A 25983-nucleotide genomic window follows, 5' to 3' on the forward strand; every position below is an offset into this window, starting at 1 on the left:
CGCGCAGCCCACGTAGGGGCGTCGGGCGAACGTATCATGGTGAGGAAGCCAACCGAAGGAGGCGGCGATGAGGTATCGGACGTTGGGCAGCACGGGGCTTATGGTCAGTGAGATCGGCTTTGGCGGCGAGTGGATGGACCGCTCTCCCGAGGAGACGCTTGCGGTGGTGCGCGCCGCGGAGGAGGCGGGCATCAACATCCTCGACTGCTGGATGAACGATACAACGCGGCGCTCCAATCTGGGCGACGCTCTCCAGGAACTCGGCAGCCGCGGGCGCTGGGTCATTCAGGGGCACCTGGGGTCGGTCACGGTGGACGGGCAGTACACGCGCACGCGCGACCTCGACCTGGTGAGGCCGGCCTTCGAGGATCTTCTCGAGCGCTTTCACACCGACTACGTCGACTTGGGCATGATCCACTACGTGGACAAGGTTGAGGAGTACGAGCGGATCGTTCTGGGCGACAGCCCCTTCATGCGCTACGTGCGCGAGCTGCGCACGGCGGGCACCATCCGCCACATCGGCCTCTCCACACACAACACCGAGGTGGCGCGACGCGTCGCCGAGAACCCCGAGATCGAGACGATGCTCTTCTCGGTGAACCCGGCCTTTGACATGATGCCCGCGACCGACAACCTCGACGACCTCTTTGGTGACTACACGGGCGTGGGGGAGGGCGGCATCAACGCCGACCGCGCCGAGCTCTACGCGCGCGCCGAGGAGACGGGCACGGGCATCACCGTCATGAAGGGGTACGCCGGCGGCCGTCTGCTCGACGCGGCGACCTCGCCCTTTGGCGTGGCGCTCACGCCCGTGCAGTGCATCCACTACGCGCTCACGCGCCCGGCGGTAGCGAGCATCATGGTGGGCTTCTCCACGCCCGCGCACGTGGTCGAGGCCGTTGCCTACGAGACCGCCTCTGCCGAGGAGCGCGACTATGCGAGCGTGCTCGCCGGGGCGCCGCGCCACGCCTACCTGGGTCAGTGCACCTACTGCGGCCACTGCGCGCCGTGCCCCAAGGGCATCGACATCCCCACGGTCAACAAGTTCTACGACCTCGCCGCCCTGCACAACGAGGTACCCGATTCTGTGCGCGACCACTATCGCGCGCTCGATGCCCATGCGGGGGACTGCATCGCCTGCCACGCGTGCGAGGGCCGCTGTCCCTTTGGCGTGAAGGTTGCCGACAAGATGGCCGCGGCGGCGGGGCTCTTCGGGCTCTAGCGAGAGGCGCAACGAGTGTGCGCGGGGAGGGGCTCAGCGAGAGAGCCGTGGTAGCACGCGCTCGATGAGCTCAGAGCCCTTGCCCTGCCCGTCCGTGCGATACACAAGATAGAACGTCGCGCGGGCGCTGGCGTCGCTGAGCGGGACCGCGACGCGGGCAACGTTTTCAGTCTGATGCGATGTATACGGCGTTGCCGCCTCGGTGCTAAACGCGAGAGCATCGCTCGTGGAGAGCAGAATCTCAAACATCGAGCGATCCTCCTGCCAGAGGAATGTCGCATGCGGCAGCTCGCGCTCGACGATGCTGCGCCAGAAGCCGATGTTGGTGTATATGAGGAAGGTCTCGCCGTCGATGTCGCAAAAGCGCAGCGTCTGTTTGCTCGCGAGCGGGTGCGTGCGCGGCAGGAGCGCCGAGAGGCTCTCGGTCATGATGGGCTGCGAGATGAAGCCGGGGAGCGCAAGCGGGTTGAGCATGATGGCGGCATCGAGCGTGTTCTCCATGAGGGCGCGCCGCAGGTGTTGCTCATCAAGGGACTCGGAAGCGACGATGGTGCCGGGCGCTGCCTCCACCACGAGCTGCGTGACGCGCCAGAGCGGGGCTGGAGCGCAGGTGCCGATTCTCAGCGTGCGCCGGCGCGTCTCGAGCGATGCCAGCGCATCACGCATGCGCCGATAGGTGCGGAGCAGATCGTCGGCGTAGTCTGCCGCGATGCAGCCCGCCTCGGTGAGCGCCGACCTGTTCGCGGTGCGGCGCAACAGGCCGCAGCCAAGCTCGTCCTCAAGCCGCCGGATGGAGCGGCTGAGCGCAGGCTGGGACATATGGAGCTCGGCGGCGGCGCGGGATATGGATCCCGTTCGTGCGACGCAGGCTATGTGCTCGAGCTGCTCGATGGTCATGGGTGTCTCCCGTGTTCTGGTGTGTCCTTCTCAGTATGCACGTTATGCATGCTAACTGCTCGAATGCGTAGGGCGCGGCATTCGCTTTTCGCAGCATGATGGTGGGGTCAAAGGACGGTGCGATTAGGCGAGAAGGGAATCTACCATGGCAAACGTTCAGACCGTGACGCTCAACAACGGTATCGAGATGCCGTGCGAGGGCTTCGGGGTGTTCCAGGTGCCGGACCCTGCGGTATGCAAGCAGGCGGTGCTTGACGCCATCGACTGCGGCTACCGCCTTATCGACACGGCGGCCGCCTACATGAACGAGGAGGCGGTGGGCGCCGCCATCCGCGAGTGCGGTGTGCCGCGCGAGGAGCTCTTTGTCACCACCAAGCTCTGGGTGCGGGACGCGAGCTACGAGGGTGCCAAGGCGGCGCTCCAGACCTCGCTTGACAAGCTCGGTCTTGACTACCTGGACCTCTATCTCATCCACCAGCCGCTCGGTGACTACGTGGGGGCCTGGCGCGCCATGGAGGAGGCGTACCGCGCTGGCACCATCCGCGCCATAGGCGTGTGCAACTTCTATCCGGCGCGCTTGGCGGACTTCTGCGAGACCGTCGAGGTGACGCCTGCCGTGAACCAGGTGGAGCTGCACCCGTTCTTCTCACAGGAGGCGGCGCTTGCCACGATGCGCGAGTACGGCGTGGTGCCCGAGGCGTGGGGTCCCTTCGCAGAGGGCAACCACGGCATCTTCACGCACCCCGTCCTCATCGCGATCGGCGAGAAGTACGGCAAGACTGCGGCTCAGGTGGCTCTGCGGTGGAACATCCAGCGCGGCGTGGTGGTTATCCCCAAGTCCGTGCACCGCGACCGCATGGAGCAGAACATCGACGTGTGGGACTTCGAGCTCACCGCAGATGACATGGCGCAGATTGCCGAGCTCACCCTTGACCACAGCGAGATCGTGAACCACGACGATCCGGCGTTTGTGAAGATGCTCCACGGCGTGAGCAGCGTGAGGACTCGTCTTTAGCGACGCAGGCGGACAGGGGACGCTTTGCTGGGAGCATCGATGCTGCCGGCAGAGCGCCCCTTTCCGGAACGTGTGAATCGTTTGAGCTACACGCGCACCACGTAGCCCTCCTTGCGCGGGGTGGCGGCGGGCTCGGGGCCGTCGGCGTAGCCGAGCGCGATGGCGCCCACACCGCGCAGCGCCTCGGGCAGGCCCCACTCCTTGAGGAGCGCCTTGCCCTCCTCGCTGTCGAAGATCTCGCGCTCGCGATGGATCCAGCAGCTGGAGAGGCCCACGGCGTGCGCCGCGAGCATGAGGTTCTCGAGCACGCAGGAGCCGTCCTCCACGAAGGTGCCGCGTCCGCCGTCGGCGAGCACCACCACGATGGCCGGCGCGCCGTAGTACGGGTCGGTTTCCTTGCCCATGACGGCGGCGTTGAGCGCGCGCAGGCGCTCGCGGGTCTCGGGGCTCGTCACGGCCACGATCACCGGCGATTGGTGCCCGCCGCCCGTGGGCGCGTAGGTGCCCGCCTCAAGCACGGTGTCGAGCAGCTCTTGGGGGACGGGGTCCGCCTTGTAGCTGCGCACGCTCCTGCGCGTCTTGATGAGGTCGATGAGTTCGTTCGCCATGCCATGTCCCTTCTCTCGCCGGACCCGTCGATACAGAAAAGCCGCCCACCTGCCCTAAGGCGGGTGAGCGGCGAAAAGATGATGGCGGCATCCGGAAAAATCCGCTGGGATTTTCGAGACCTATTATGGGAGCTCTCTGTGCCGCGTCAAGCGTCGACAAGGACTTCTCGCCGTTGCTTGACTTCTGCAGGCAAGGCCCGTACAGTCAGTTCGTCTAAAATCGTGTGGACTTTTCTGGGCGCAAGCCACCTTTTTGCCGCACAACGGAGCTCCGGTTGTGCGGCATTTTGCGCCGTCAATCACGTGATGACGCGCCAGCCTCCCTCCGAGAGCCCGAGACGCACAGGGCCGAAGCCTCGCGTTGCGGGGCGAGAGGAGGAACGGCTATGGAAAACGTGATCGATCGGCCGATGCCGTCTGCGGGGATGGCGCCCTCGGGACGCCGCCGGGCGGTGGCGGCACTCCAGGTGTTCGCGGGCGGCGCCTGCTATGGGGCGATGGCGACCACCTACAAGCTCGCCTACGCGGCGGGCTTCACCTCCGCGCAGGTGGTTGCAAGCCAGGCGTGGTTCGGCTTCCTGTTCTTCGGGCTCGCGGTGCTTCTCGGCCGTCTGCGCGGTGTGCGGTGGCAGCGTCTTTCCGGCAAGCAGGTGCTCAAACTCATGGGGCTCGGTGCCCTCACCTGCACGACCTCGATTCTGTACTGCTACGCCATGAGCGTGCTGCCCGCACCGGTGGCGCTCACGCTGCTCTTCCAGTTCACGTGGATGGGGCTCGTCTGGCAGACCATCATGACGCGCCGAGCTCCGCGCTTCGTGGAGGTCGCCTCGGCGGCGGTCATCGTGTTCGGCACCGTGTTCGCGAGCGGCGTCTACAGGACGGGGCTTGCGGGCTACGACCCGGTGGCCCTCCTCTGCGCGCTCGGCGCCGCTGTGACCTGCTCGCTCTTCGTGACGCTCTCCGGTAAGGTGAAGGCCCTCTGCTCCAACGAGCAGCGCGGCCTCGTCGTGTGCCTGGGGGCGGGCGTGATGTCGCTCACCGTGTGCCCGGACTACCTGGTGTCGGGCGTCGTCTTCCAGGGCATCCTGCCCTTTGCCGCGGTCGCGGGCTTCTTCGGCCTCATGTGCCCCGTGCTGCTCTTTGGCCTGGGGTCGCCACACCTGCCCGCCGGCCTCTCAACCGTCATGGCCGCTGCGGAGCTTCCCGCGGGATTGTTCATCGCCATGGTCGTGCTCGGCGAGCCGCTCGGCGTCGTCGAGTGGCTGGGCGTGGTGGTGATTCTCGCGGGCGTATGCCTCGCACAGGCTCCGAGCCTTCTCTCACGGCATACAATGCGGTGAGGCCATGCCGGAGGGCCCCGAGCGCGATGCCGTGGGGGTTCCGTCGGTGGCCCGATCTGCCGGGAGAGCTGCGGGCGCCCGCTTACGCGCAGACCGGCTCCGCGAGCACCGTCCCCTCAGGGAACGCGCGGCGGAAGACCCAGCGGGAGAGCGGGCCCGCAACCAGCAGGTTCCACGGCAGCGCGGCGACGAAGTTCCACGGGATGCTCGTGATCCACGTGGGCAGGATCATGGCGGGATCGCCCGCGTGCGTGAATGCCTCGAGCGCGCCGTAGAGCGACATGAAGAGCACCATGGGGAAGACCATCATCGTGCTGATGGCCGGCGTGATGGCAAGGCGGCTGCTCTTGCCCGGCGTCACCAGGAAGCGGAGCGCAAACCACTTGGCAAACCGGCTGGCGAGAAGAACGTCCAGCAGCATCGCCACCACGTAGGCCGGCGGGATGCCGAGCCATGCGTCGGCCAGCGTTCCGGAGCCGAAGCTCCAGCCATGCACGCGAGCGACGTTGTAGACGGACATCCAGAGCACCATGCAGAAGCACATGATGATCGTAAAGATGAGGCTCTCGCGTTTGTTGGTGGGCATGGGGGCAGACCTTTCTCGACGGGACCCGCGGGGCGGGCGAATGCGAGGAGCTACCCTACCAACTTTTCACGTCGCGCGTAAGCGGTGATTATGTGGCGGACGCCCCTGCGCGACGGATGTCCCGGAGGGTTCTGTCGCACGCGGCTTGCGTCACGCCCACCCCAGGAGGTCGCGAATCACGCGGCTGGCGAGCATCTGGCCCATGATGGGGGGCAGGTAGCTCATCGTGCCCAGGAGCGACCCCTCGCGCAGCCACTGCTCGTCTGAGATGCGCTCCATGCGGACCGGCTCCTCGTCAGAGAAGAGCACGCGCAGGCCGCGGATGCCTCGGCGGCGGCACTCCTTTCGCATGACGCGCGCGAGCGGGCAGTTGACGGTGTCCTCGATGGCGGCGAAGCGCAGGCGGCAGGGGTCGAGCTTGTTGGCGCCGCCCATCGCGGAGAGCTCGGGGACGCCGCGCTCCTGGCACCACTGCGCGAGGCGCAGCTTCTGGGCCACGGTGTCGATGGCGTCCACCACATAGTCGAGCGGACCCAGCCCGTCCATCTGCTCGGGCAGCGCGTCCTTGTCGAGAAACGCGGACACGGCGGTGACGTCCACAGCCGGGTTGATGTCGAGCGCCATGGCGCGCATGACCTCGGCCTTGGGGCGGCCGATGGTGCTCGTGAACGCGAGCGCCTGGCGGTTGAGGTTGCTCGGCGCCACCACGTCGCGGTCCAGGAGCACGAGACGCCCTACGCCGCCTCGGACCAGCGCCTCCGCGCAGGAGGATCCCACGCCGCCGAGACCGATCACGGCCACGCGGGCCTCGCCCAGCCGCGCCAGCCCCTCGTCACCGATGACGAGCCTCAGCCTGTCTGTCGCCGTCTCTGCCACGTCACCCTCCTCTGCAGTTTGGGGACGGGTTTATTCTTGCAGCTTTTCTGGGACAGGTCCAACCAGCGGGACGTCGCGCCGGCTTCAGGCCTGTCCCAAACGAGCAGCGGGTTTGAACCCGTCCCAAAATTGCGTTACCGGTTTGCGACGGGTCGGCCAGAGGCCGCTTTGCTCTGCTAGAGTGCGGCGCAGCGAGGGAGGTCAGCATGCACAGAGAATTCCTGATGGGCAACGAGGCTATGGCCCTGGGCGCGCTCGCTGCGGGCGTGAACGTGGTGGCCGGCTACCCGGGCACGCCGTCGACCGAGGTCCTGGAGACCGTGGCGCGCCGCCGGGGCGAGGGCGTCTACGTGGAGTGGTCCGTGAACGAGAAGGCGGCGCTCGAGGTGGCGGCCGGCGCGGCGTACGCCGGGGCCCGGGCGCTCGTGACGATGAAGCAGGTGGGCCTGAACGTCGCCTCCGACCCGCTCATGAGCCTCTCCTACATCGGCGTCAAGGGCGGCCTGGTGGTCCTCGTGGCCGACGACCCCGGTCCCATCTCGTCCCAGACCGAGCAGGACACGCGCACCTTTGCTGCCTACGCCAAGCTGCCGATCCTCGACCCCTCCAGCCCGAGCGAGGCCTACCAGATGATGGGGGAGGCCTTCGCGCTCTCCGAGGAGCTGGGCTGCCCCGTGATCGTGCGGCCCACGACGCGCGTGGACCACGGCTACGAGGACGTCGAGGTGGCCGAGCCCGAGGAGTGGCTGGTCAACGAGCCCGAGGGCTTCGTGCGCGACCCGTCCCGCTGGGTCATCTTCCCCGCGCTCTCCGTGCGCGCCCACGCCGCCATCGAGGCGCGCGACGCGGAGCTCTCCGAGCGCCTCTCCGGCTACGCGAGAAACACCGTCCGGCAGACGGCCGGCCCGGACGCGCGCCCGCGCCTCGGCATCGCAACGCACGGCATCAGCGCCACCTACGTCGCCGAGAACCTGAGCGAGAAGGACGACGTGCGGGTGCTCCGCGTGGCAACGCCGTATCCGTTCCCTGAGGACCTGGCAGCCGACTTCCTGGCCGGTCTTGACGAGGTCCTCTGCATCGAGGAGCTCGACCCCGTGATTGAGCGCGCCCTCATCGCCACCTGCGGCCGCCGCAGCCTCACGGTTAAGATCCGCGGCAAGCTCACCGACGACATCCAACCCTCCGGCGAGAACACCGTTGAATCGGTAGGGCGTGCGATTGACGCTTTCCTCGGTAGGGGAGCGGCCGACGAGAGCGAGGCGCCGGGCATTTCCCCGCGCGCAGTTCCGCAGCCGCGCAGCGGCGAGGACTGTTTGAGCACGGGGAATTGCCCGGCGCCCCCTACGCTCCCAGTCCGCCCTCCCGTCCTCTGCGCCGGCTGCCCGCACCGCGCGAGTTTCTATGCCGTCAAGAAGGCCATGCGCGGCCGCAAGACGCTCTTCTGCGGCGACATCGGCTGCTACACGCTCGGCAACGCCAAGCCGCTCGACATGGTGGACACGTGCCTGTGCATGGGCGCGGGCATCAACATCGCACAGGGTGTGACGCACGTGGAGCCGGACACCGCTGCCTTCGCCTTCGTCGGCGACTCCACCTTCTTCGCCTCCGGCATCACCGGCGTGGTCAACGCCTTCTACAACCAGGCCAGCATGACGCTCGTCGTCCTGGACAACTCCACCACGGCCATGACCGGCCACCAGCCGCATCCCGGCACGGGTCGCACGATGATGGGCCAGGTCGTCGAGAAGGTCAGCATCGAGCGCGTGCTGCGCGCGATCGGCCTCACGGTCGTGGAGACCGTCGACCCGCTCGACCACGAGCGCGCCGTCGAGACCGTCCGCCGCGTGGCCGACGAGCCGGGCGTCAAGGCGATCATTTTCCGGAACCCGTGCGTGGTTCTCGCCAGGCCCAAGGCGAGAAGTGCGGTGGATGCCGAGAAGTGTGTGGGCTGCCAGCGCTGCGTCCGCGAGCTGGGATGCCCCGCCCTCGTGCCTGACGCCGCCACCGGCAAGGTGCGCATCGACCCCGCGCAGTGCACGGGCTGCACCCTCTGCGAGCAGATCTGTCCCACGCACGCCATCTCGGGAGGTGAGCGCCTGTGAGCACCAATGTCATCCTCGCCGGCGTGGGCGGACAGGGCGCCGTCCTCGCCTCCAAGCTCCTCGCCCGCGCTGCGATGGAGCGTGACCTCCCCGTCAAGACCGCCGAGACCATCGGCATGGCGCAGCGCGGCGGCTCCGTGTTCAGCCACGTGCGGATGGGGGAGGGTGCTCACTCGCCGCTCATCGGACGCGGTCGGGCGGACGCGATCGTTGCCTTCGAGCCGGCCGAGGCGGTGCGCCAGCTGCCGTTCCTTCGTCCGGGCGGCATGGTCGTCACGAGCGACGCACCTGTCGTTCCCGTCTCGGCGGCGACTGGAGGCCCCGCCTACGACCTGCCCGCCATCATGTCCCACCTGCACGAACGCGTGGGCGAGAAGAACCTCGTAATCGTCGACGCCTCCGCGGCGGCTGCCAAGATCGGCACTGCCAAGGCGCTGAACGTCGTCCTTCTCGGTGCCGCCGCCCGAGCCGGCGCGCTCGGGCCCGTCACGACCGACGACCTCGTCGCCGCCGTCCGCGCCCTCGTCAAACCCGCCTTCGTCGATCTCGACCTGCGCGCCCTCAACCTCTAGGAGCCTTCCATGCACATCAGCGAGTCCCAGCTCAAGCTCGTCAACAACCAGGTCCAGCGCCTCGTGGCGTCGGGCAACTACTTTGGCCGACGCCTCCAGGAGGCGGGCGTCACCGAGGTCCGCACCGAGGAGGACTTCCTCGCGCTGCCGTTCTCCGAGAAGGAGGACCTGCGCAACTGCTACCCGCTCGGCGTCTCCGCCGTGGACGAGCGAGAGATCGTGCGCATCCACTCGAGCTCGGGTACCACGGGCACGCCGGTCATCATCCCCTACACCGCGCGCGACGTCGACGACTGGGCGGAGCAGTTCAAGCGCTGCTACGAGGTGGCGGGCATCACGGCCGAGGACCGCATCCAGATCACGCCCGGCTACGGCCTCTGGACCGCGGGCATCGGCTTCCAGGCGGGAGCCGAGAAGCTCGGGGCGATGGTCGTTCCCATGGGCCCCGGCAACACCGAGAAGCAGCTCCAGTTCATGGTCGACCTCCAGACAACGGTCATCGGCGCCACGTCAAGCTATGCGCTCCTGCTTGCCGAGGAGATCGAGAGGCGCGGCATGAAGGACCAGGTCGCCCTCACCAAGGGCGTCATCGGCTCCGAGCGCTGGGGCAAGAAGATGCGAGACCGCGTGAAGGCGGGCCTGGGCATCTCCATCTACGACATCTACGGCCTCACCGAGGTCTATGGCCCCGGCATCGGCATCTCCTGCGACGCCGAGGACGGCATGCACTACTGGGACGACTACATCTACATCGAGATCGTCGATCCTGCGACGGGCGAGCCGCTCCCGGACGGGGAGTGGGGAGAGATCGTCATCACCACGCTCGTCAAGGAGGGCGCGCCGCTCATCCGTTTCCGCACCCACGACCTCAGCCGCATCATCCCCGGGACGTGCCCCTGCGGCTGCGCGTACCCGCGCATCGACGCGCTGCAGGGCCGCTCCGACGACATGGTCAAGATCCACGGCGTCAACGTCTTCCCGCGCCAGATCGAGGAGATCCTCCAGACGTTCCCGGCGCTCTCGAGCGAGTATCAGATCCGCCTCTCGCACCTCGAGGGTCGCGACACCATGCGTATCTACGTCGAGACGGACGGCACACAGGACTTCCTCGACACCGCCGACGCCGTTGCCGCCGAGGTCAAGCGTCGCATCGGCTTCACGCCGCTCGTCAAGGTCGTCGAGCTCGGCGTGCTCCCGAGGAGCGAGAAGAAGACCAAGCGCGTCTTCGACGAGAGGTATGAGTAGTCAGAAACCTGTTCCTTAAACCAAAGTTGTCGTTCTCACCGCTCACGCGTCCCATCCGACCGTCGGGCGATGATTGGCGGCGAACCTTCCCGACCGTCGGCGAGCCGGTGTTAACGTACTCACAAGACAAGGGCACGCGTATGGCGCGTGTCTGGGGAAACGGGGAAAGGAAACCCACCATGGATCTGACTCGTCGCAACTTCGTGAAGGTCTGCGGCCTCGGTCTCGCCGGTGCCGGCACCGTCGCGCTCGTCGGCTGCGGTGGCGAGACTGCCGAGCAGCCCGCCGAGGAGGGTGGCGACGCCGCCGCTACCGGCAACGCCGCCAAGCCGGTCATCTTCTTCAACCGTCAGCCGTCCAACTCCACCACGGGCGAGCTCGACATGGACACCCTGACCTTCAACGAGAACACCTACTACGTCGGCTTTGACGCCACCCAGGGTGGCGACCTCCAGGGCGAGATGGTCCTGGCTCACATCAAGGCCCACGCCGCCGAGCTCGACCGCAACGGCGACGGCATCATCGGCTACGTCCTCGCCGTCGGTGACATCGGCCACAACGACTCCATCGCCCGTACGCGCGGCACCCGCAAGGCGCTCGGCACCGCCGTCGAGCAGGACGGCAACATCGTCTCCGACCCCGTCGGCACCAACACCGACGGCTCCTCCACCCTCGTCGTCGACGGCAAGGTCACCGCTGATGACGGCAAGGAGTACATCATCCGCGAGCTCGCCTCGCAGGAGATGAAGAACCAGTCCGGCGCCACCTGGGACGCTGCCACGGCCGGCAACGCCATCGGCACCTGGGCCTCCTCCTTCGGCGACCAGATCGACGTCGTCGTCTCCAACAACGACGGCATGGGCATGTCCATGTTCAACGCCTGGTCCAAGGAGAACGGCGTCCCGACCTTCGGCTACGACGCCAACTCCGACGCCGTCGCGGCCATCGCCGAGGGCTACGCGGGCACCATCTCCCAGAACCCCGCCGTCCAGGCCTACCTCACCCTGCGCCTGCTCCGCAACGTCTTCGACGGCGCCGACATCAACACCGGCATCGCCACCGAGGATGACGCGGGCAACGTCATCGCCGAGGCTGACTACGTCTACAACGAGGACGAGCGCTCCTACTACGCGATGAACATCGCGGTCACCGCCGAGAACTACGAGCAGTACCTCGACGCCACCACGCTCTATTCCACGGCTCAGAGCCAGCTCGACGAGTCCGCTCACCCCAACAAGAGCGTCTGGCTCGACATCTACAACGCCGCGGACAACTTCCTCTCCGCGACCTACCAGCCGCTCCTCGAGAAGTACGACGACCTGCTCAACCTCACGGTCGAGTACATCGGCGGCGACGGCCAGACCGAGGCCAACATCACCAACCGTCTCGGCAACCCGGACCAGTACGACGGCTTCGCCATCAACATGGTGAAGACCGACAACGGCGCCTCCTACACCTCGCTGCTCGCGTAGGCAGGAATATGGCTTCGTTCCGCTGACACGGAAGAACAAGGGAGGGAGGAGGTCATGCTCCTCCCTCCCTATGCGTCTGAAGACTTTGGGTTAGCGGTGTTTCTCTGGAGGCGCGCCAGCGCCACGAATTACGTAAGGGGTGAAACTATTGGCTGACAAGCAAGATGACATCATCCTGTCGATCCAGGGCATGAGCAAGTCGTTCGGACGCAACCGGGTTCTGAACCACATCAACCTCAACGTTCGGCGCGGCACCGTCATGGGCCTCATGGGCGAGAACGGCGCAGGCAAGTCCACGATGATGAACTGCCTGTTCGGCACCTACCAGAAGGACGAGGGCACCATCCTGCTCAACGGCAAGGAGGTCGCCTTCTCCGGTCCCAAGGACGCGCTCGAGAACGGCATCGCGATGGTGCACCAGGAGCTCAACCAGTGCCTGGACCGCAACGTCAAGGACAACCTGTTCCTCGGCCGCTTCCCGACGAACTCGCTCGGCATCGTTGACGAGGGCCGCATGCGCAAGGAGGCATCCGACCTCTTCCGCAAGCTCGGCCTCACGGTCAACCTGAACACGCCCATGCGCAACATGTCGGTCTCCCAGCGCCAGATGTGCGAGATCGCAAAGGCCATCTCCTACAACGCCCAGGTCATCGTTCTGGACGAGCCCACCTCCTCGCTCATGACCCAGGAGGTCGAGAAGCTCTTTGCGATGATGCGCATGCTCAAGGAGCAGGGCATCTCGCTGATCTACATCTCCCACAAGATGGACGAGATCTTCGAGATCTGCGACGACGTCTCGGTGCTGCGCGACGGCGAGCTCGTCATGACCAAGCGCATCGAGGACACCAACATGAACGAGCTCATCGCCGCCATGGTCGGTCGTTCCCTCGACAACCGCTTCCCGCCCGTGGACAACACGCCCGGCGAGCCCATCCTCTCGATCCAGCACCTCTCCACCAAGTACGCCCCCAACCTCTCGGACATCACCTTCGACGTCCGCAAGGGTGAGATCTTCGGCCTCTACGGCCTCGTCGGCGCCGGGCGCACCGAGCTTTTGGAGACGATCTTCGGCATCCGCACGCGCGCCTCGGGTCGCGTCTACTTCCGCGACCACCTCATGAACTTCAACAACGCCCAGGAGGCGATGGACTACGGCTTCGCCCTCATCACCGAGGAGCGCAAGGCCAACGGCCTCTTCCTCAAGGGCGACCTGACGTTCAACACCACGATCGCGAACCTGGGGCACTACAAGACCGGCATCGCCCTCTCCAAGCCGAGGATGGTCAACGCCACCAACGAGGAGATCAAGACCATGCGCACCAAGTGCATGGGACCCGATGACCTCATCTCCTCGCTCTCCGGCGGCAACCAGCAGAAGGTCATCTTCGGCAAGTGGCTCGAGCGCGCCCCGCAGGTCTTCCTGATGGACGAGCCGACCCGCGGCATCGACGTCGGTGCCAAGTACGAGATCTACGAGCTCATCATCAAGATGGCGAAGGAGGGCAAGACCATCATCGTGGTCTCCTCCGAGATGCCCGAGATTCTCGGCATCACCAACCGCATCGGTGTCATGTCCAACGGCAGGCTCTCCGGCATCGTCAACACCAAGGAGACGAACCAGGAAGAGCTCCTTCGCCTCAGCGCCAAGTATCTGTAAGGGGGATAACCTATGGCAAACGCAATTCTCACGCACGAGGAGGAGATGGCCCTGCGCAAGCCGATCGACGACCACGTCGGCGCCATCCAGGCCAAGATCGACGCCCTGCGCGTCGACGGCACGGACAAGGTCGTTGCGCTCGAGGGCTCCATCGACGACGCCAAGCGCGACAAGATCCTGACCAAGGACGAGCGCGAGCGCGCCATCGCCGCCTACCAGAAGGACCTCGAGAAGGCCAAGGCCGTCGAGAGCCAGAACAAGTCCCAGGTCGACGCCCTCATCAAGGAGGCTGTCGACTACCTCTCCGCGCACTACGACAAGGACTATCTCGACGCGGTCAAGCAGGCCTGCGCCTCCGAGAAGGTCGTCGCCAAGCAGAACTATGACAAGCGCCTCGCCGAGCTTGAGAAGGAGCACCAGGCCAACCTCGCCAAGCTCTCCGACAGCGCCGAGATCAAGGACGAGAACTACGTCTACAAGAACCGTCGCTTCGACGCCAAGATCGAGTACGAGAAGGCGCTGCAGCTCGTCAAGGACCGCGGCCACGAGGCCTTCACCCACCGCTACCACCTGATCGACATGCTCCGTATGTCCAAGTTCACCTTCGCGGAGAACCAGGCCCAGCGCTGGGAGAACTACAAGTACACGTTCGACCGCCGTCAGTTCCTGCTGCGCAACGGCCTCTACATCGCAATCCTCGCCGTCTTCATCGGCCTGTGCGTCGCCGCGCCGATCGTCAAGGGCACGCAGCTCCTCACGGTCAACAACGTGCTCAACATCCTGCAGCAGGCCTCGCCGCGCATGTTCCTCGCGCTCGGCGTCGCCGGCCTCATCCTCCAGACGGGCACCGACCTCTCGATCGGCCGCATGGTGGGCATGGGCATGACCGCTTCGACGATCATCATGCACCAGGGCATCAACACCGGCACGGTCTTCGGCATGACGTTCGACCTCACCTCCGTCCCCGTCGTCGGCCGCATCATCCTGGCCCTTCTCGTCTGCATCGTGCTCTGCGTCTTCTTTGCCACGATCGCCGGCTTCTTCACGGCCAAGTTCAAGATGCACTGGTTCATCTCCACGATGGCCAACATGCTGATCATCTTCGGCCTGCTCACCTACGCCACGAAGGGCGTCTCCTTCGGCTCCATCGAGACCGCCATCCCCGGCATGGTCATCCCCAAGATCGGCGGGTTCCCGACGATCATCCTGTGGGCCGTCGCGGCCATCGCCATCGTCTGGTTCATCTGGAACAAGACCACGTTCGGCAAGAACATGTACGCGGTCGGTGGCAACCCTGAGGCCGCTGCCGTCTCCGGCATCAACGTCTTCTGGGTCATGCTCGGCACCTTCATGCTCGCCGGCGTCCTCTACGGCTTTGGCTCCTGGCTCGAGTGCCTGCGCATGACCGGTTCCGGCTCCGCGGCTTACGGCCAGGGCTGGGAGACCGACGCCATCGCGGCCTGCGTCGTCGGCGGCGTCTCCTTCACCGGCGGCATCGGCAAGATCTCGGGCGTCACGATCGGCGTTCTCATCTTCACCGCGCTGACCTACTCGCTCACGATTCTCGGCGTCGACACGAACCTCCAGTTCGTCTTCTCCGGCGTCATCATCCTGCTGGCCGTCACCCTCGACTGCCTGAAGTACATCCAGAAGAAGTAGCCACCTCCTCAGATGTGCTCCCCCAGGCCCGCCCGGACCCCGCGTCCGGGCGGGTTCTTCTGTGACGGGCGTACGGATCTAAGGATTGCCGGCCTTGTCCTGGCGGCATCTAGGATTTGCTGCCGTTGTCCAGGGGGGTCCCAGGAATCGCGGCCCTTGTCGTCCGCGCTTCTAGAAATACGCGGGATTGATCGGTTGCGGGGCCCGATGTCGTGCAAACCTCGTGAATTCTAGAGGGCTGCATGACAAGGGCGGCAAAACTTAGATGCGCGGGCGACAAGGACAGTGATCCCTAGAAGTCACAAGGACAAGCGCTCCAATTCCTAGATGCCTTCACGACAAGGGCGGCAATTCCTAGAAGCGCGGTCGACAAGAACGAGGGCCTCCGGAGCAAACGAAAAGGGCCCCGCATGCGGGGCCCTCCACGGGAGCGGTTGTGTTGACGCGCGCCCTAGATCGTCGAGAAGCGGTAGACGATCGTCTGCGCGTAGGGACGACCGGGCTCGCAGACGGGCTGGTCCCACTCGGGGTGATGCGGGAAGTCGGGGTAGAACTCCGGCTCGAAGGCAACCCCGTCGCGCGGGCGGTAGCTGGCCCCGTCCTTCACGCCCTCGGCGTCGTCGCACCAGTTTCCGGTGTAGAGGTGCGCACCCGGCATGGTGATGAGGATGTCGAGCGCACGGCCGCTCGCGGGGTCCTCGAGGCGCATGGCGTGACGAGGCGCGGCGTCAGGCTCGTAGTCGCGCACACAGAGGCAGTGGTCGTAGCCACGCGCGCGGCGCAGCTGCTCGCAGTCGGCGTCGATGTCCCGTCCGAGCGCCTTGGGGCTCCGGAAGTCGAACGGCGTCCCCTCGACGTCCTCGACGACACCCTCGGAGACCGAGTCCTCGCGGAGGGGGAGGAACGTGTCGGCGTCGATGGTGGCGACCTGGTCGAGAACGGAGCCCGCGTCGTGACCGGCGAGGTTCACGTAGGTGTGGCTCGTCATGTTGACGCACGTCTTGGCGTCGGTCGTGCAGTCGAACGTGAGGGCGAGCTCGCTCACGCCCTCCTCCGGCTCGGAGAGCCGGTAGCTGGCGGTGAACGTGCGGTTGCCGGGGAGGCCGAGCTCGCCGTCTGCCAGCGAGCAGCTCAGGCTAAGCGTGTTGGAGGCCTCGTCATAGCTCGTCTCCCAGGCGCGCTTGTGCAGCCCGCGCATGAGGTCGGAGTGGAGGTTGTTCTCGCCGTTCGGTCCGTCGTTCCCCAGAAGGTGGTACACCGTCCCGTCGACGGGGACCTCGGCCCGGTCGGTGCGGTTGGCCATGGGGCCGATGACGCCGCCGTAGCACGACCCGTTCACGCCGGCATAGCCCTCGACGGAGGCGAAGCCAAGGACGACGTCGGCCGTCGTGCCGTCTCGACCCGGGACCTCCATGCCGAGGAGCGTGGCGCCGAAGTCCGAGATGCGCGCCCGGGTGTGCTCGGTCGAGAGCGTGTAGGCGCTCGCCTCGAAGCCGTCCGGGGTGCTGCCAAACGAAGTGACCTCCAGCATGAGGGCTCCCTTCTCTCGCAGACGGGACGGACGCCGCCGCTCACCGTCTACGCGTGGACGAATCATGTCCTGATGTTAACGTACACATATCCGGTGGCGCCCAGCATGGCGCCCGTTTTTCGCCGTTGGAGTCCAAACGGCTTGTGAGCGGTCGGGAGGTGCGGGGATGCCAAGGCTCGGAGGGACCCTCCCAGACGCGAGGCCGGTCTCGATGGCGGAGGTCGCCCGCGCGGCCGGCGTCTCTCAGCAGACCGTCTCGCGTGTGGTCAACGGCCACCCCAACGTGAGCGAGCGCACGCGCGAGCGCGTTCTCGCCGCCATCCGCGACCTGGGGTTCAGGCCCAACTTTGCCGGCAAGTCCCTTCGCAGCGGGCGCTACAACTCGATCGGCCTGTGCCTCTACAACGTGGACCAGTTCGGCAACCTCGCCACGGTGAAGGGGATCCTCTCGGCGGCGGGGGAGATGGGCTACGCGGTGACGACGCTCGAGATGGACGACCGCGTCCCCCTCTCGCTCGCCGAGGCGACGAGGAGGATGATGGCGCTGCCCATCGACGCCCTCGTCATAAGCATGAGCATACGGGCGAGCGACTTCGAGGAGTTCCAGCCGCAGCCCGGCCTCTCGACGGTCCTGCTCTCCATGTACGAGCACCCGCTCTGTACGACCGTGGACTCGGACCAGTACGAGTGCTCGCGTCTCGTCATGGACCACCTCTTCTCCCACGGTCATCGAGAGATCCGCTTCGTGAGCGGCCCCTCCTACTCGGTCGACTCCGTCTTTCGCGAGCGGGGATGGCGAGACGAGCTCACTGCCCGGAACCTCTACGTCAGCGAGCCGCTGCGGGGAGACTGGACCGCGAGCAGCGGCTACGAGCTCGGCCGCCGGATCGCGCGCGACGAGCGTGCGACTGCCGTCTACGTTGCCAACGATCAGATGGCGGTCGGTGTCTGGGCGGCGCTCGTGGAGGCGGGGAGGCGCGTCCCCGAGGACGTGAGCATCGTCGGCGTGGACGACTCGCTCGAGCGCTCGATCCCCAACGTGCGCCTCACCACCGTGAGCTTCGACCTCTTCGCCCGCGGGCGGGTCGCCGTGGAGCATGCCCTGCTCGGCTCGGCTCCGGGCTATCGCCCCACCTCCATCAGGATCGCCCCGACCCTCGTCGTGCGCGACAGCGTGGCTGACGCGCGCTGAGGCGGAGGGCGCGCGACACCGTGCGCTCTGTGGGGGCGGAGCGCCGCATAACCCTACGATTCGTCGGATGGGCCTTCGAGAGGCCGGGTGGGATAGTGCCCTCAGAGGCAAGAGGGGCTTGCCCTGACGATGCCCGGTCGCGGGCGACGAGGAGGAGCCATGGCGCTTTCTGTTGATTCCAAGATCAAGGTCCTGAGCAAGAACGCGGAGGCGAGCGCGATCATCTCCGAATACTCGGCAGGGTTCTCGACCGACCCGCAGATGAAGATGGTTGCCGGCCTGACGTTGCGCAAGCTCGCGTCATTCCCCCAGGCAGCCGAGCTCGCCGAGCACCTCGACGAGATTGACGAGCGGCTCAAGGCCATCGAGGAGTAGGCCTGTCCAAAAGCTGGCAGCTGCGCATCCGCCCATGCGTCGCGGCACCCCGAGGGAATGCCCGGGGTGCCGCGACGCCCTCATGTGACGGCTACGTGGTGCTCAGCTCTCCGAGGGAGCGCTCGAGCCTGCGTGCCTCAAGCAGGAGCTGAATGCGCAGCCGGGTCTTGGGGTCGTCGAGCTCCTGCCCCATGTCCGCCCTGATGCGGGAGAGGCGCTCGATGAGGGTGGAGCGATGCAGGTAGAGCTCGCGTGCCGTGGCACTTACGTTCATGTTGAGGGAGAGGTAGCGCTCCAGGGTGTCGATGTAGGAGACGGAGCCGTGCTCGTCGTGCTCGAGGAGGCGGCGCAGGCCGGGGGTGTAATAGGCCTCAACCGACAGCTCGCCCAGGGAGTTCATGATGAGCTCCGGCAGGGCGTACTGCTGGAAGCGATAGACCGTCCCTTTGGGATCGAGTGCCATCCCCAGTTCGAGCGCGACGCCCGCCTGCAGGTAGTAGGTTCGTGCGCTCTCGAGGCCGAGCAGGTGGTCCGAGATTCCCACGCGCATGCCGACCGAGTCGGTCATGGGCGCGAGGAGCCGTTCGAGCGCTGCGCGGCGCTCCCCCTCGGGGGCGAGCCCGTCAAGCCGCGAGAACGCCACGACGTAGGAGCGCTGGTGGATGAAGGCCACGGTGTCCGGCAGATTGCCCTCCACCAGGTTGCGGACGTATGAGAGCGGCAGCTGACGACCGCGGCTGTTGAGGCGCATCTTGAGGCACACGTAGGAGCCTCTCTCGGCGGCAAGCGCCGAGAGGGAGAGCGCGTCGAGCTGCTCGGCGGCGACCAGGGCAGCGAGAGATCGCCTGAGATCGCCCTTCGTCTTCTCCGTCGTGACGTCGAGCCTGCGCAGCGCCTTGAGCACCATGTCGGCAAGCAGTGCCATGACGGGGGCGTCCGCCATGTCGCATGTCGTGCCCGGGTCGGCCATCTGCGTGAGGCATCCCAAGTAGGTGCCATTGTCGAGAAGGTTGGCGTTCAGCGTGCTCACGCCCGAGACGTCCATGACGAAGGGGGTCGAGACGTCCATGGCGAGGTCGTGCTGCGAGAGGAACTCGTTCATGCTGTCCGGGTACAGGTTGCCACCCTCGTCGGCGATGGACGCCCGCTCACGTGATGCGTTCTGGGAGATCGTCTGCCCAAGAAGCCTGAGATTGGCGTCGAGCACGTCGAGCGAGCCGTCGAGCACGGAGGCTGAGGCGTCGAGAAGTGCCTGGATGGAAGAGTCGTCATCGAGGATCTCCCAGAGGCTCTCCTCCCAGTGGGCGTAGCGCTGGAAGAGGCGTTGAACCTCGTTGAAGACCGCAGGGAGGTCGCAGGGCTCTTCGACCTCGATTACGCTGCAGCGCTCGCGAAACCAGCGCAGCCTCGGCGAGGGCCCCACGACGACGAGCGCCACGTCCGTGCCGATCAGGACGCGTTGGGGAAGCTGGTCGGTGCGCCCCACATAGAGGTGATGGGGGATGAGCTCGCACGTGGACGGCTCGAGGAGTTCGGGGCGATGCAGCGCGAGCTCACGCCCCGCAGTGCCGTGCACGCGGATCCGATGCGAGCGCGCGAGCTCACGTGCCACGAGTTCAACGCTGAGTCTCATGGCTACCATCCTTCACGTTGTACGTAAACGCTTCCAACGAAGATGCCATGACAGACAGTCTAGACATGGATTGAAGAAGAAACGACACGCTCAGAGCGCTTCTCGACGAGCGGACGAGTTTCTCGGCGATGGAGAGAGCGCACCTACAACTTGTAGGGCCAACCTTCTCTCAAACCGCACACAGTGAAGCGGTGATGCGAGCCACCTTCCGAGGCACACTGGGCGCACGATGCGCGACGGCGCCGACGAAAGGAGAGGCTATGGCTCTGAGGGAGCACGTGGAGGCGTGCAGGGGTGTCGAGACCCCATTCGGGAAGATCATCCCCGAGAAGGAGGCCTATTCGTACTGCCTGCGGACGATAGCCGCGTTCTCGGCGAACATCTTCCAGGTCATGCGCCTCCTGAACGACGACTGGGAGGACCGCACCGCCTCCATCACCGAGATCGCCAACATGATGAACTGCGCGGCCTGCGCCGGCGGGGAGGGTCAGCTGCGCGAGTACCTCGACCAGTTCTACGACGACTGGAACATTCCGGAGCTGGTCGACCGGGAGGCCTGGATCGGCGCGATCTGGGGTGACTACGGCGACGAGGCCGAGGACATGGCGGGGCGCGTCATCCAGTTCACCAAGAACCGCGTGGAGAAGGAGCTCGACACCTGCCCCTGGGACATCGTCGGCTCCGAGATGTGCAACATGACCACCGGCATGTTCACGGCGAACTTCGACATCGCCGCGGGTGACAAGCCCGGTGCCATCACCAACGACGTCCAGCTCAACATGTGCGAGGCACGGGGCTGCGGAGACCGCCACTGCCGCGTGGTGGCCGAGCGCCTCGATCACTACGGCCTCGAGCGCCAGGGCTGGCTCGACCACCGCGGTCCCAGCCACGATCCCGTGCACAACACGCCCGAGGAGCGGTGCGTGCGTCATGCCCAGGGCATTCGCAACGGCCAGTACACCCAGACCTTCGGCGAGGAGAACTCGCTGGAGTGGCAGTACAACTGGGTCGCGCAGATGGGGTGGGTGTGGTCGATCAGCTTCCCGCTCATCGCGATTCGTGACATGGCGGACGACGACGAGACGTTCGAGCGCTTCCTCCAGATCGTCTTTGCCACCGCGGGCAAGAACTCCTTCATCGACCCCTTCGCCCGCGAGGGTCTGCGCGCCTGGCTCGACGTGCCGCGTGAGATCGGCGACAACGACCCGCGCCTCATGGGTGCCTACATCGCCGCCGTCATGGGCTGCCAGCTCGTTCCCTTCGAGTGGGAGGCATTCGACAAGGACGGCGTCACGATCAAGGTCTCCACGGACGACTTCAACGGGCGCTTCCCGATGGCCCCGCTCGACGAGATCACGATGGGCTACGAGGCGCATTGGAACGGTGCCGTCAAGACGCTCGTATCGCCCGAGTGGTCGGTCTGGATCGACGGCAAGGACGACGAGTTCCAGTACATCAACGTCGGTCGCAAGATCGACCCGCGCATGCTCTAGGGGGATGAGTGCGATGCTATTCAAGGAAGACGAGGTCGCACGTGCCGACGCGATGGCCGTGCGCAAGGACACAGGATGGTTCCGCTGGACGCACGACACCGTCGAGGTGAAGGGTCCCGACGCGACGGGGCTTCTCGACCGCCTGCTCGTCAACACCGTCGCGGCATGCCCCGTGGGTCGCGAGCGCTACACGACGATGCTGAATGAGGATGGCCTCATCATCGATGACCTCATGGCCATGCACCTGGACGAGGACCATTGGTGGCTCTCGACCCTCTACGGTCCGCACATGGTGCGTTGGATCGACGCCCACAAGGGCGACGCCGACGTGACGTACGAGGACATCACCCCGTCGGTCGACATGTACTCGGTCCAGGGCCCCACCTCTGGCGAGGTCATGGACGCCGTCTGCGCCGACCCGGTGTCCGGGCTCAGGCGATTCGAGCTCGCGAGGACCAAGGTCGCCGAGAGGGACGTGCTCGTGGACCGAGGTGGCTTCACGGGAGAGCTCGGCTTTGAGGTCTACTGCTCCCGCGCGGACTCCGACGCCGTGGCGGCGGCGCTCAGGGCGACCGGCAAGCGCGAGCTCCAGACGCTCGAGGTCTACGTTCGCTCGCTCCCCATAGAGAAGGGCATGGCTCTGCGCCAGGACTACCACCTGCTCACTCCCTTCGAGGCCAACCTCGGCTGGTCCGTCCACTTTGACAAGAAGGGTGACTTCGTGGGTCGGGAGGCACTCGAGGCGTCGCATGCCGCCGGCGAGCGCCGGGCGTTCGTCGGCGTCGAGATCGAGCGCGAGTCCTACGAGGACATCGCGCAGAACGAGATCGTCTACAAGCGCGGCGTGCCGGTGGGCAGGTGCCGTCAGATGATCTATGGCTACACCGTCGACAAGAACATCGGATTCGCGATCGTCGACCGCGAGAAGTGTCCGCTGGGCACCAGGGTGACCATCGGCACCAACGACTCGCCGGCCGTCATCGTCGAGCCTACGTGGTGCTAGGAGGAAGCGATGGAGTTCGACTGCAAGGACAAGGTGACGTTGATTCTGGGCTGCGCCTCGGGCATGGGCGCGGCGACGCTCAAGATGCTGCTCGCGGGCGGTGCGAGGGTGGTCGGCTTTGACAACAACCAGGAGAACATGGAGGAGACGCTCGAGGAGATCGCCGACGAGATGCCCGACCACCCCGGCACGCTCGACGTGGTCTACGGCGACCTGACGAGCGCCGAGGACCGGGCACGCGTCCTCGATCTCGTGCGCGAGAAGTACGGCCGGATCGACAACCTGCTCTACGTCGCGGGCGTGCTCGACCTCATGTGTCCCGCGCACAAGTGCGACGACGAGCTGTGGAACTACGTCATGGACGTGAACGTCAACGACTGCTTCTACACGATCCGTGACGCGCTTCCGATGCTGCTCGACCACGAGGGGCCGGCGGCGAACGTCGTCATCGTCGGATCGGTGGGAGGGCTCTACGGCTCCACGGCCGGCGCGGCCTACGTGACGTCCAAGCACGCGGTCCTCGGTCTCGCGCGAAGCCTCGCCTGGAGCTATCACTGGAGGAACCTCCGCGTGAACGTGGTGAACCCCGGCGCGATCATGACCGGGATTCTCGGCAACGCGATGGAGAGGTGGCCCGACCGCGACGTCATGGACGAGGAGGGCAACGACCTCTACAACGTGCGCGGCGGCGTGAGCCTTGGGCTCGACGCAGAGGGCAACAACATGATGGGGGACGCCGAGGACATCGCGCGGACAATCATGTTCCTGATCGATGACGAGAGCAAGTACATCAACGGCGCCCAGGTGACCGTCGACGGCGGCTGGACGAGCTTCTAGGGGGAGATCGTGGACATAGGAGGCCTCTTCGGGCTTGAGGGCAAGAACGTCGTCGTGACCGGGGCCGGCTCCGGCATGGGAAGGGCCGCGTCGCGGCTCCTCGCCGAGCTGGGCGCAAACGTGTACGCGACCGTTCGCCGCCACCCGCTCGACTTCCCGGTGAAGCGCGAGATTCCCTCCGAGCTTGGGACCAGGGAGGGGCTCGACGCGCTCGTCGCCGAGCTCCCTCCCGTGATCGACGCGCTCTTCGTGTGCCACGGGATTTCCAATTCCGTTGGCATGACCAACGGGCTCGAGGTCCAGCTCACGAACTTCCTGAGCTTTCGCTACCTGACGGAGGCCCTGCTCCCGCGCATGAGCGAGGGTTCGTCGGTGACCTTCATCTCGTCGAACGGAGGCTGGGAGTGGCGAGAGCGCGCGGCCGCGTGCATGGAGCTCATCGAGACGGCCGGTTGGGACGAAGCCCTGGCCTGGTACGCATCGCACCCGGAGCTGACGAACGACGGCTACGTCTTTGCCAAGCAGTGCCAGAACGTCTACGTGTACGCCAAGGTCCACGACCCGGCGTTCGTCTCGCGACACGTGCGCATAAACGCAATTGCCCCGGGTCTCACCAAGACGGGCCTTACGGATGACTTCAACAGGTCGCTGACGGGGGATGCCGCCTTTGGCCAGAGCGTCCTGGAGGACATGTACCTCTCTACCTGGAATGGCAGATGGGCGACGCCGGAGGAGATGGGTTACCCGATGGTGGTGCTGGGAAGCAGACTGTGCAGCTACGTCAGCGGTCAGGTGCTCTACATCGACTGGGGATCGGCTGCCGAGTGGGAGCTGGAGACCATTTTGAGCGCATGAACAGTGCCCCCGGTCCTTCTCGCCGGCTTATTGCGCGCCCCGCGAACGGGGTGTCCGAACGGCGAGGAGGACCTCGGGGGACCCGGCGCGGTATAGTAGGAACCGTATGCAACATCGCAGAGAGGGGGCCTGATGGCCGAGCACAAGTCTGACATCGAGATCGCGCAGGAAGCGGAGATGCTGCCCATCTTCGAGGTCGCGAAGAGGGCGGGACTCACCGACGACATGATCGAGCCCTACGGCTACTCCAAGGCCAAGGTCGACATCCACTCGCTCGCCGACCGGCCCCGCAAGGGCAAGCTCATCCTCGTGACCGCCATCAACCCCACCCCCGCCGGTGAGGGCAAGACCACGACCTCCATCGGTCTGGCCGACGCCATGAACCTCGACGGGCACAAGACCATGCTCGCCCTGCGCGAGCCCTCGCTCGGACCGGTCTTTGGCATCAAGGGCGGGGCGGCCGGCGGCGGCTACGCTCAGGTCGTCCCCATGGAGGACATCAACCTCCACTTCACGGGCGACTTCCACGCCATCGGCGCCGCCAACAACCTCTGCGCTGCGATGCTCGACAACCACATCAAGCAGGGCAACGCGCTCGGGATCGACCCGCGCCGCGTCGTCTGGAAGCGCTGCGTCGACATGAACGACCGCCAGCTCCGCAACGTCGTGGACGGCCTCGGCGGCGTCGCCGATGGCATGCCGCGCCAGGACGGCTTTGACATCACCGTGGCCTCCGAGGTCATGGCGGTCTTCTGCCTCGCGACCGACCTCATGGACCTGAAGGCGCGCCTCGCCCGCATGGTCATCGCCTACACCTACGACCGCAAGCCCGTGACCGTGGCCGACATCCACGCCGAGGGCGCCATGACGGCCCTGCTCAAGGATGCCATCAAGCCCAACCTGGTCCAGACGCTCGAGGGCAACCCGGCCTTCGTGCACGGCGGCCCCTTCGCCAACATCGCCCATGGCTGCAACTCCGTCGAGGCCACGACCACGGCGCTCAAGCTCGCCGACTACGTCGTCACCGAGGCGGGCTTCGGCGCCGACCTCGGTGCCGAGAAGTTCCTCGACATCAAGTGCCGCTACGCCGGCATCCAGCCGAGCGCCGTGGTGCTCGTCGCCACCGTGCGCGCGCTCAAGTACAACGGCGGCGTCGCGAAGCCCGACCTGAACGTCGAGAACCTCGAGGCGCTCGAGGCGGGCATGCCCAACCTGCTGCAGCACGTCTCCAACATCCGCGACGTCTGGGGGCTGCCCGTCGTCGTGGCGATCAACGCCTTCCCCACGGACACCGCCGCCGAGCTGGAGCTCGTCGAGCGCAGGTGCAACGAGCTCGGCGTCAACGTCGCCCTCTCCGAGGTCTGGGCCAAGGGCGGCGAGGGCGGCCGTGCGCTCGCCGAGGAGGTCGTACGCCTGTGCGAGCAGCCGAGCGACTTCCGCTTTGCCTACGACGTGGAGGACTCGATCGAGAACAAGCTGAACGCCATCGCCACGAAGGTCTACCACGCCGACGGCGTCGACTTCACGAGCTCCGCCGCCAAGCAGCTCAAGCAGCTCGAGGACCTCGGCTACGGCAATCTGCCCATCTGCGTGGCGAAGACGCAGTACTCGTTCTCGGACGATCAGACGAAGCTCGGTGCCCCGCGCGGCTTCCGCATCACCGTACGCAACCTCAGGGTGTCCGCCGGCGCCGGCTTCATCGTGGCGCTCACGGGCGACATCATGACGATGCCGGGACTCCCCAAGTTCCCGGCAGCCGAGAAGATCGACGTCACGCCCGACGGTCGTATCGTCGGCCTGTTCTAGGTCCTCG

22 protein-coding genes are annotated in these 25983 nt (G+C 66.1%); 16 read left to right on the forward strand and 6 right to left on the reverse strand.

The features are described 5' to 3' along the window. Positions 1–67: 67 nt before the first annotated feature. Entirely contained in the window at positions 68–1222 is a 1155-nt protein-coding gene (locus B5F73_RS01150) for an aldo/keto reductase (protein WP_087225158.1), read from the forward strand. A gap of 33 nt (positions 1223–1255) precedes the next feature. Here the strand turns inward: B5F73_RS01150 and B5F73_RS01155 are convergent, their stop codons facing one another. Next, positions 1256–2119 carry a LysR family transcriptional regulator gene (locus tag B5F73_RS01155; protein WP_087225161.1) on the reverse strand — a complete coding sequence of 288 codons (864 nt, stop codon included), beginning with the start codon at positions 2117–2119 and terminating at the stop codon, positions 1256–1258. 145 nt (positions 2120–2264) lie between these two features. Between B5F73_RS01155 and B5F73_RS01160 the strand changes: the two genes are divergently transcribed. Continuing rightward, positions 2265–3134, forward strand: a complete 870-nt coding sequence (locus B5F73_RS01160) for an aldo/keto reductase (protein WP_087225163.1) — start codon at positions 2265–2267, stop codon at positions 3132–3134. Between the two features lie 86 nt (positions 3135–3220). On the opposite strand, the gene B5F73_RS01165 is transcribed toward B5F73_RS01160, so the two are convergent. Then, the gene (locus B5F73_RS01165; RefSeq protein WP_087225166.1) at positions 3221–3742 is read right to left on the reverse strand and encodes a nitroreductase; all 522 of its coding nucleotides are present in this window, start codon (positions 3740–3742) and stop codon (positions 3221–3223) included. 386 nt (positions 3743–4128) lie between these two features. Between B5F73_RS01165 and B5F73_RS01170 the strand changes: the two genes are divergently transcribed. Then, on the forward strand, positions 4129–5082 hold the full coding sequence (locus B5F73_RS01170; RefSeq protein ID WP_087220491.1) for a DMT family transporter: 954 nt from the start codon (positions 4129–4131) through the stop codon (positions 5080–5082). 82 nt (positions 5083–5164) lie between these two features. Here B5F73_RS01170 and B5F73_RS01175 read toward each other — a convergent pair whose 3' ends face one another. Together B5F73_RS01175 and B5F73_RS01180 are read right to left on the reverse strand one after the other, a co-directional pair. Further along, positions 5165–5668 (reverse strand): DUF2798 domain-containing protein, encoded by a 504-nt coding sequence (locus tag B5F73_RS01175; RefSeq protein ID WP_087225169.1) that lies wholly within the window; start codon positions 5666–5668, stop codon positions 5165–5167. A 150-nt stretch (positions 5669–5818) separates the two neighbouring features. After that, positions 5819–6544, reverse strand: a complete 726-nt coding sequence (locus tag B5F73_RS01180; RefSeq protein WP_087225172.1) for a tRNA threonylcarbamoyladenosine dehydratase — start codon at positions 6542–6544, stop codon at positions 5819–5821. 206 nt (positions 6545–6750) lie between these two features. Here B5F73_RS01180 and iorA point away from each other — a divergent pair, with 206 nt between their 5' ends. The 6 genes from iorA to B5F73_RS01210 all read left to right on the forward strand — a co-directional run bounded on the left by iorA (position 6751) and on the right by B5F73_RS01210 (position 15251). Beyond that, positions 6751–8646 carry an indolepyruvate ferredoxin oxidoreductase subunit alpha gene (iorA, locus tag B5F73_RS01185; protein ID WP_087225175.1) on the forward strand — a complete coding sequence of 632 codons (1896 nt, stop codon included), beginning with the start codon at positions 6751–6753 and terminating at the stop codon, positions 8644–8646. Further along, positions 8643–9218 carry an indolepyruvate oxidoreductase subunit beta gene (locus tag B5F73_RS01190; RefSeq protein WP_087225178.1) on the forward strand — a complete coding sequence of 192 codons (576 nt, stop codon included), beginning with the start codon at positions 8643–8645 and terminating at the stop codon, positions 9216–9218. The genes iorA and B5F73_RS01190 overlap by 4 nt, the downstream gene beginning before the upstream one ends. Positions 9219–9227: 9 nt before the next feature. Continuing rightward, positions 9228–10463, forward strand: coding sequence for a phenylacetate--CoA ligase (locus tag B5F73_RS01195; RefSeq protein ID WP_087225179.1), 1236 nt, complete (start codon positions 9228–9230; stop codon positions 10461–10463). 179 nt (positions 10464–10642) lie between these two features. After that, the gene (locus B5F73_RS01200; RefSeq protein WP_087225181.1) at positions 10643–11935 is read left to right on the forward strand and encodes a substrate-binding domain-containing protein; all 1293 of its coding nucleotides are present in this window, start codon (positions 10643–10645) and stop codon (positions 11933–11935) included. Between the two features lie 148 nt (positions 11936–12083). Next, positions 12084–13592: a sugar ABC transporter ATP-binding protein gene (locus tag B5F73_RS01205; RefSeq protein ID WP_087225184.1), complete on the forward strand. Its 1509-nt coding sequence runs from the start codon at positions 12084–12086 to the stop codon at positions 13590–13592. A gap of 12 nt (positions 13593–13604) precedes the next feature. Next, positions 13605–15251 (forward strand): galactoside ABC transporter permease, encoded by a 1647-nt coding sequence (locus B5F73_RS01210; protein ID WP_087225187.1) that lies wholly within the window; start codon positions 13605–13607, stop codon positions 15249–15251. A 451-nt stretch (positions 15252–15702) separates the two neighbouring features. Here B5F73_RS01210 and B5F73_RS01215 read toward each other — a convergent pair whose 3' ends face one another. Then, positions 15703–16782: an aldose epimerase family protein gene (locus B5F73_RS01215; protein WP_087225190.1), complete on the reverse strand. Its 1080-nt coding sequence runs from the start codon at positions 16780–16782 to the stop codon at positions 15703–15705. Between the two features lie 166 nt (positions 16783–16948). On the opposite strand from B5F73_RS01215, the gene B5F73_RS01220 reads away from it, so the two are divergent. Both B5F73_RS01220 and B5F73_RS01225 read left to right on the forward strand, forming a co-directional pair. Continuing rightward, a complete protein-coding gene (locus B5F73_RS01220; RefSeq protein ID WP_087225193.1) occupies positions 16949–17974 on the forward strand; it encodes a LacI family DNA-binding transcriptional regulator in 1026 nt (341 codons plus the stop codon). A 159-nt stretch (positions 17975–18133) separates the two neighbouring features. After that, the gene (locus B5F73_RS01225; protein ID WP_087225196.1) at positions 18134–18349 is read left to right on the forward strand and encodes a hypothetical protein; all 216 of its coding nucleotides are present in this window, start codon (positions 18134–18136) and stop codon (positions 18347–18349) included. A 91-nt stretch (positions 18350–18440) separates the two neighbouring features. On the opposite strand, the gene B5F73_RS01230 is transcribed toward B5F73_RS01225, so the two are convergent. Beyond that, the gene (locus B5F73_RS01230; protein WP_158094736.1) at positions 18441–19982 is read right to left on the reverse strand and encodes a helix-turn-helix domain-containing protein; all 1542 of its coding nucleotides are present in this window, start codon (positions 19980–19982) and stop codon (positions 18441–18443) included. Between the two features lie 260 nt (positions 19983–20242). Between B5F73_RS01230 and B5F73_RS01235 the strand changes: the two genes are divergently transcribed. The 5 genes from B5F73_RS01235 to B5F73_RS01255 all read left to right on the forward strand — a co-directional run bounded on the left by B5F73_RS01235 (position 20243) and on the right by B5F73_RS01255 (position 25976). After that, positions 20243–21475, forward strand: a complete 1233-nt coding sequence (locus B5F73_RS01235; protein ID WP_087225202.1) for a hypothetical protein — start codon at positions 20243–20245, stop codon at positions 21473–21475. Positions 21476–21488: 13 nt separating this feature from the next. Next, on the forward strand, positions 21489–22478 hold the full coding sequence (locus B5F73_RS01240; protein ID WP_087225205.1) for an aminomethyltransferase family protein: 990 nt from the start codon (positions 21489–21491) through the stop codon (positions 22476–22478). A gap of 9 nt (positions 22479–22487) precedes the next feature. Then, positions 22488–23315, forward strand: a complete 828-nt coding sequence (locus tag B5F73_RS01245) for an SDR family oxidoreductase (protein ID WP_087225208.1) — start codon at positions 22488–22490, stop codon at positions 23313–23315. Between the two features lie 9 nt (positions 23316–23324). Beyond that, positions 23325–24170: an SDR family oxidoreductase gene (locus B5F73_RS01250; RefSeq protein ID WP_087225211.1), complete on the forward strand. Its 846-nt coding sequence runs from the start codon at positions 23325–23327 to the stop codon at positions 24168–24170. A gap of 132 nt (positions 24171–24302) precedes the next feature. Then, positions 24303–25976, forward strand: coding sequence for a formate--tetrahydrofolate ligase (locus tag B5F73_RS01255; RefSeq protein WP_087225214.1), 1674 nt, complete (start codon positions 24303–24305; stop codon positions 25974–25976). Positions 25977–25983: the final 7 nt, after the last annotated feature.

The organism is Olsenella sp. An270 (assembly GCF_002159735.1).
Taxonomy (GTDB): domain Bacteria; phylum Actinomycetota; class Coriobacteriia; order Coriobacteriales; family Atopobiaceae; genus Thermophilibacter.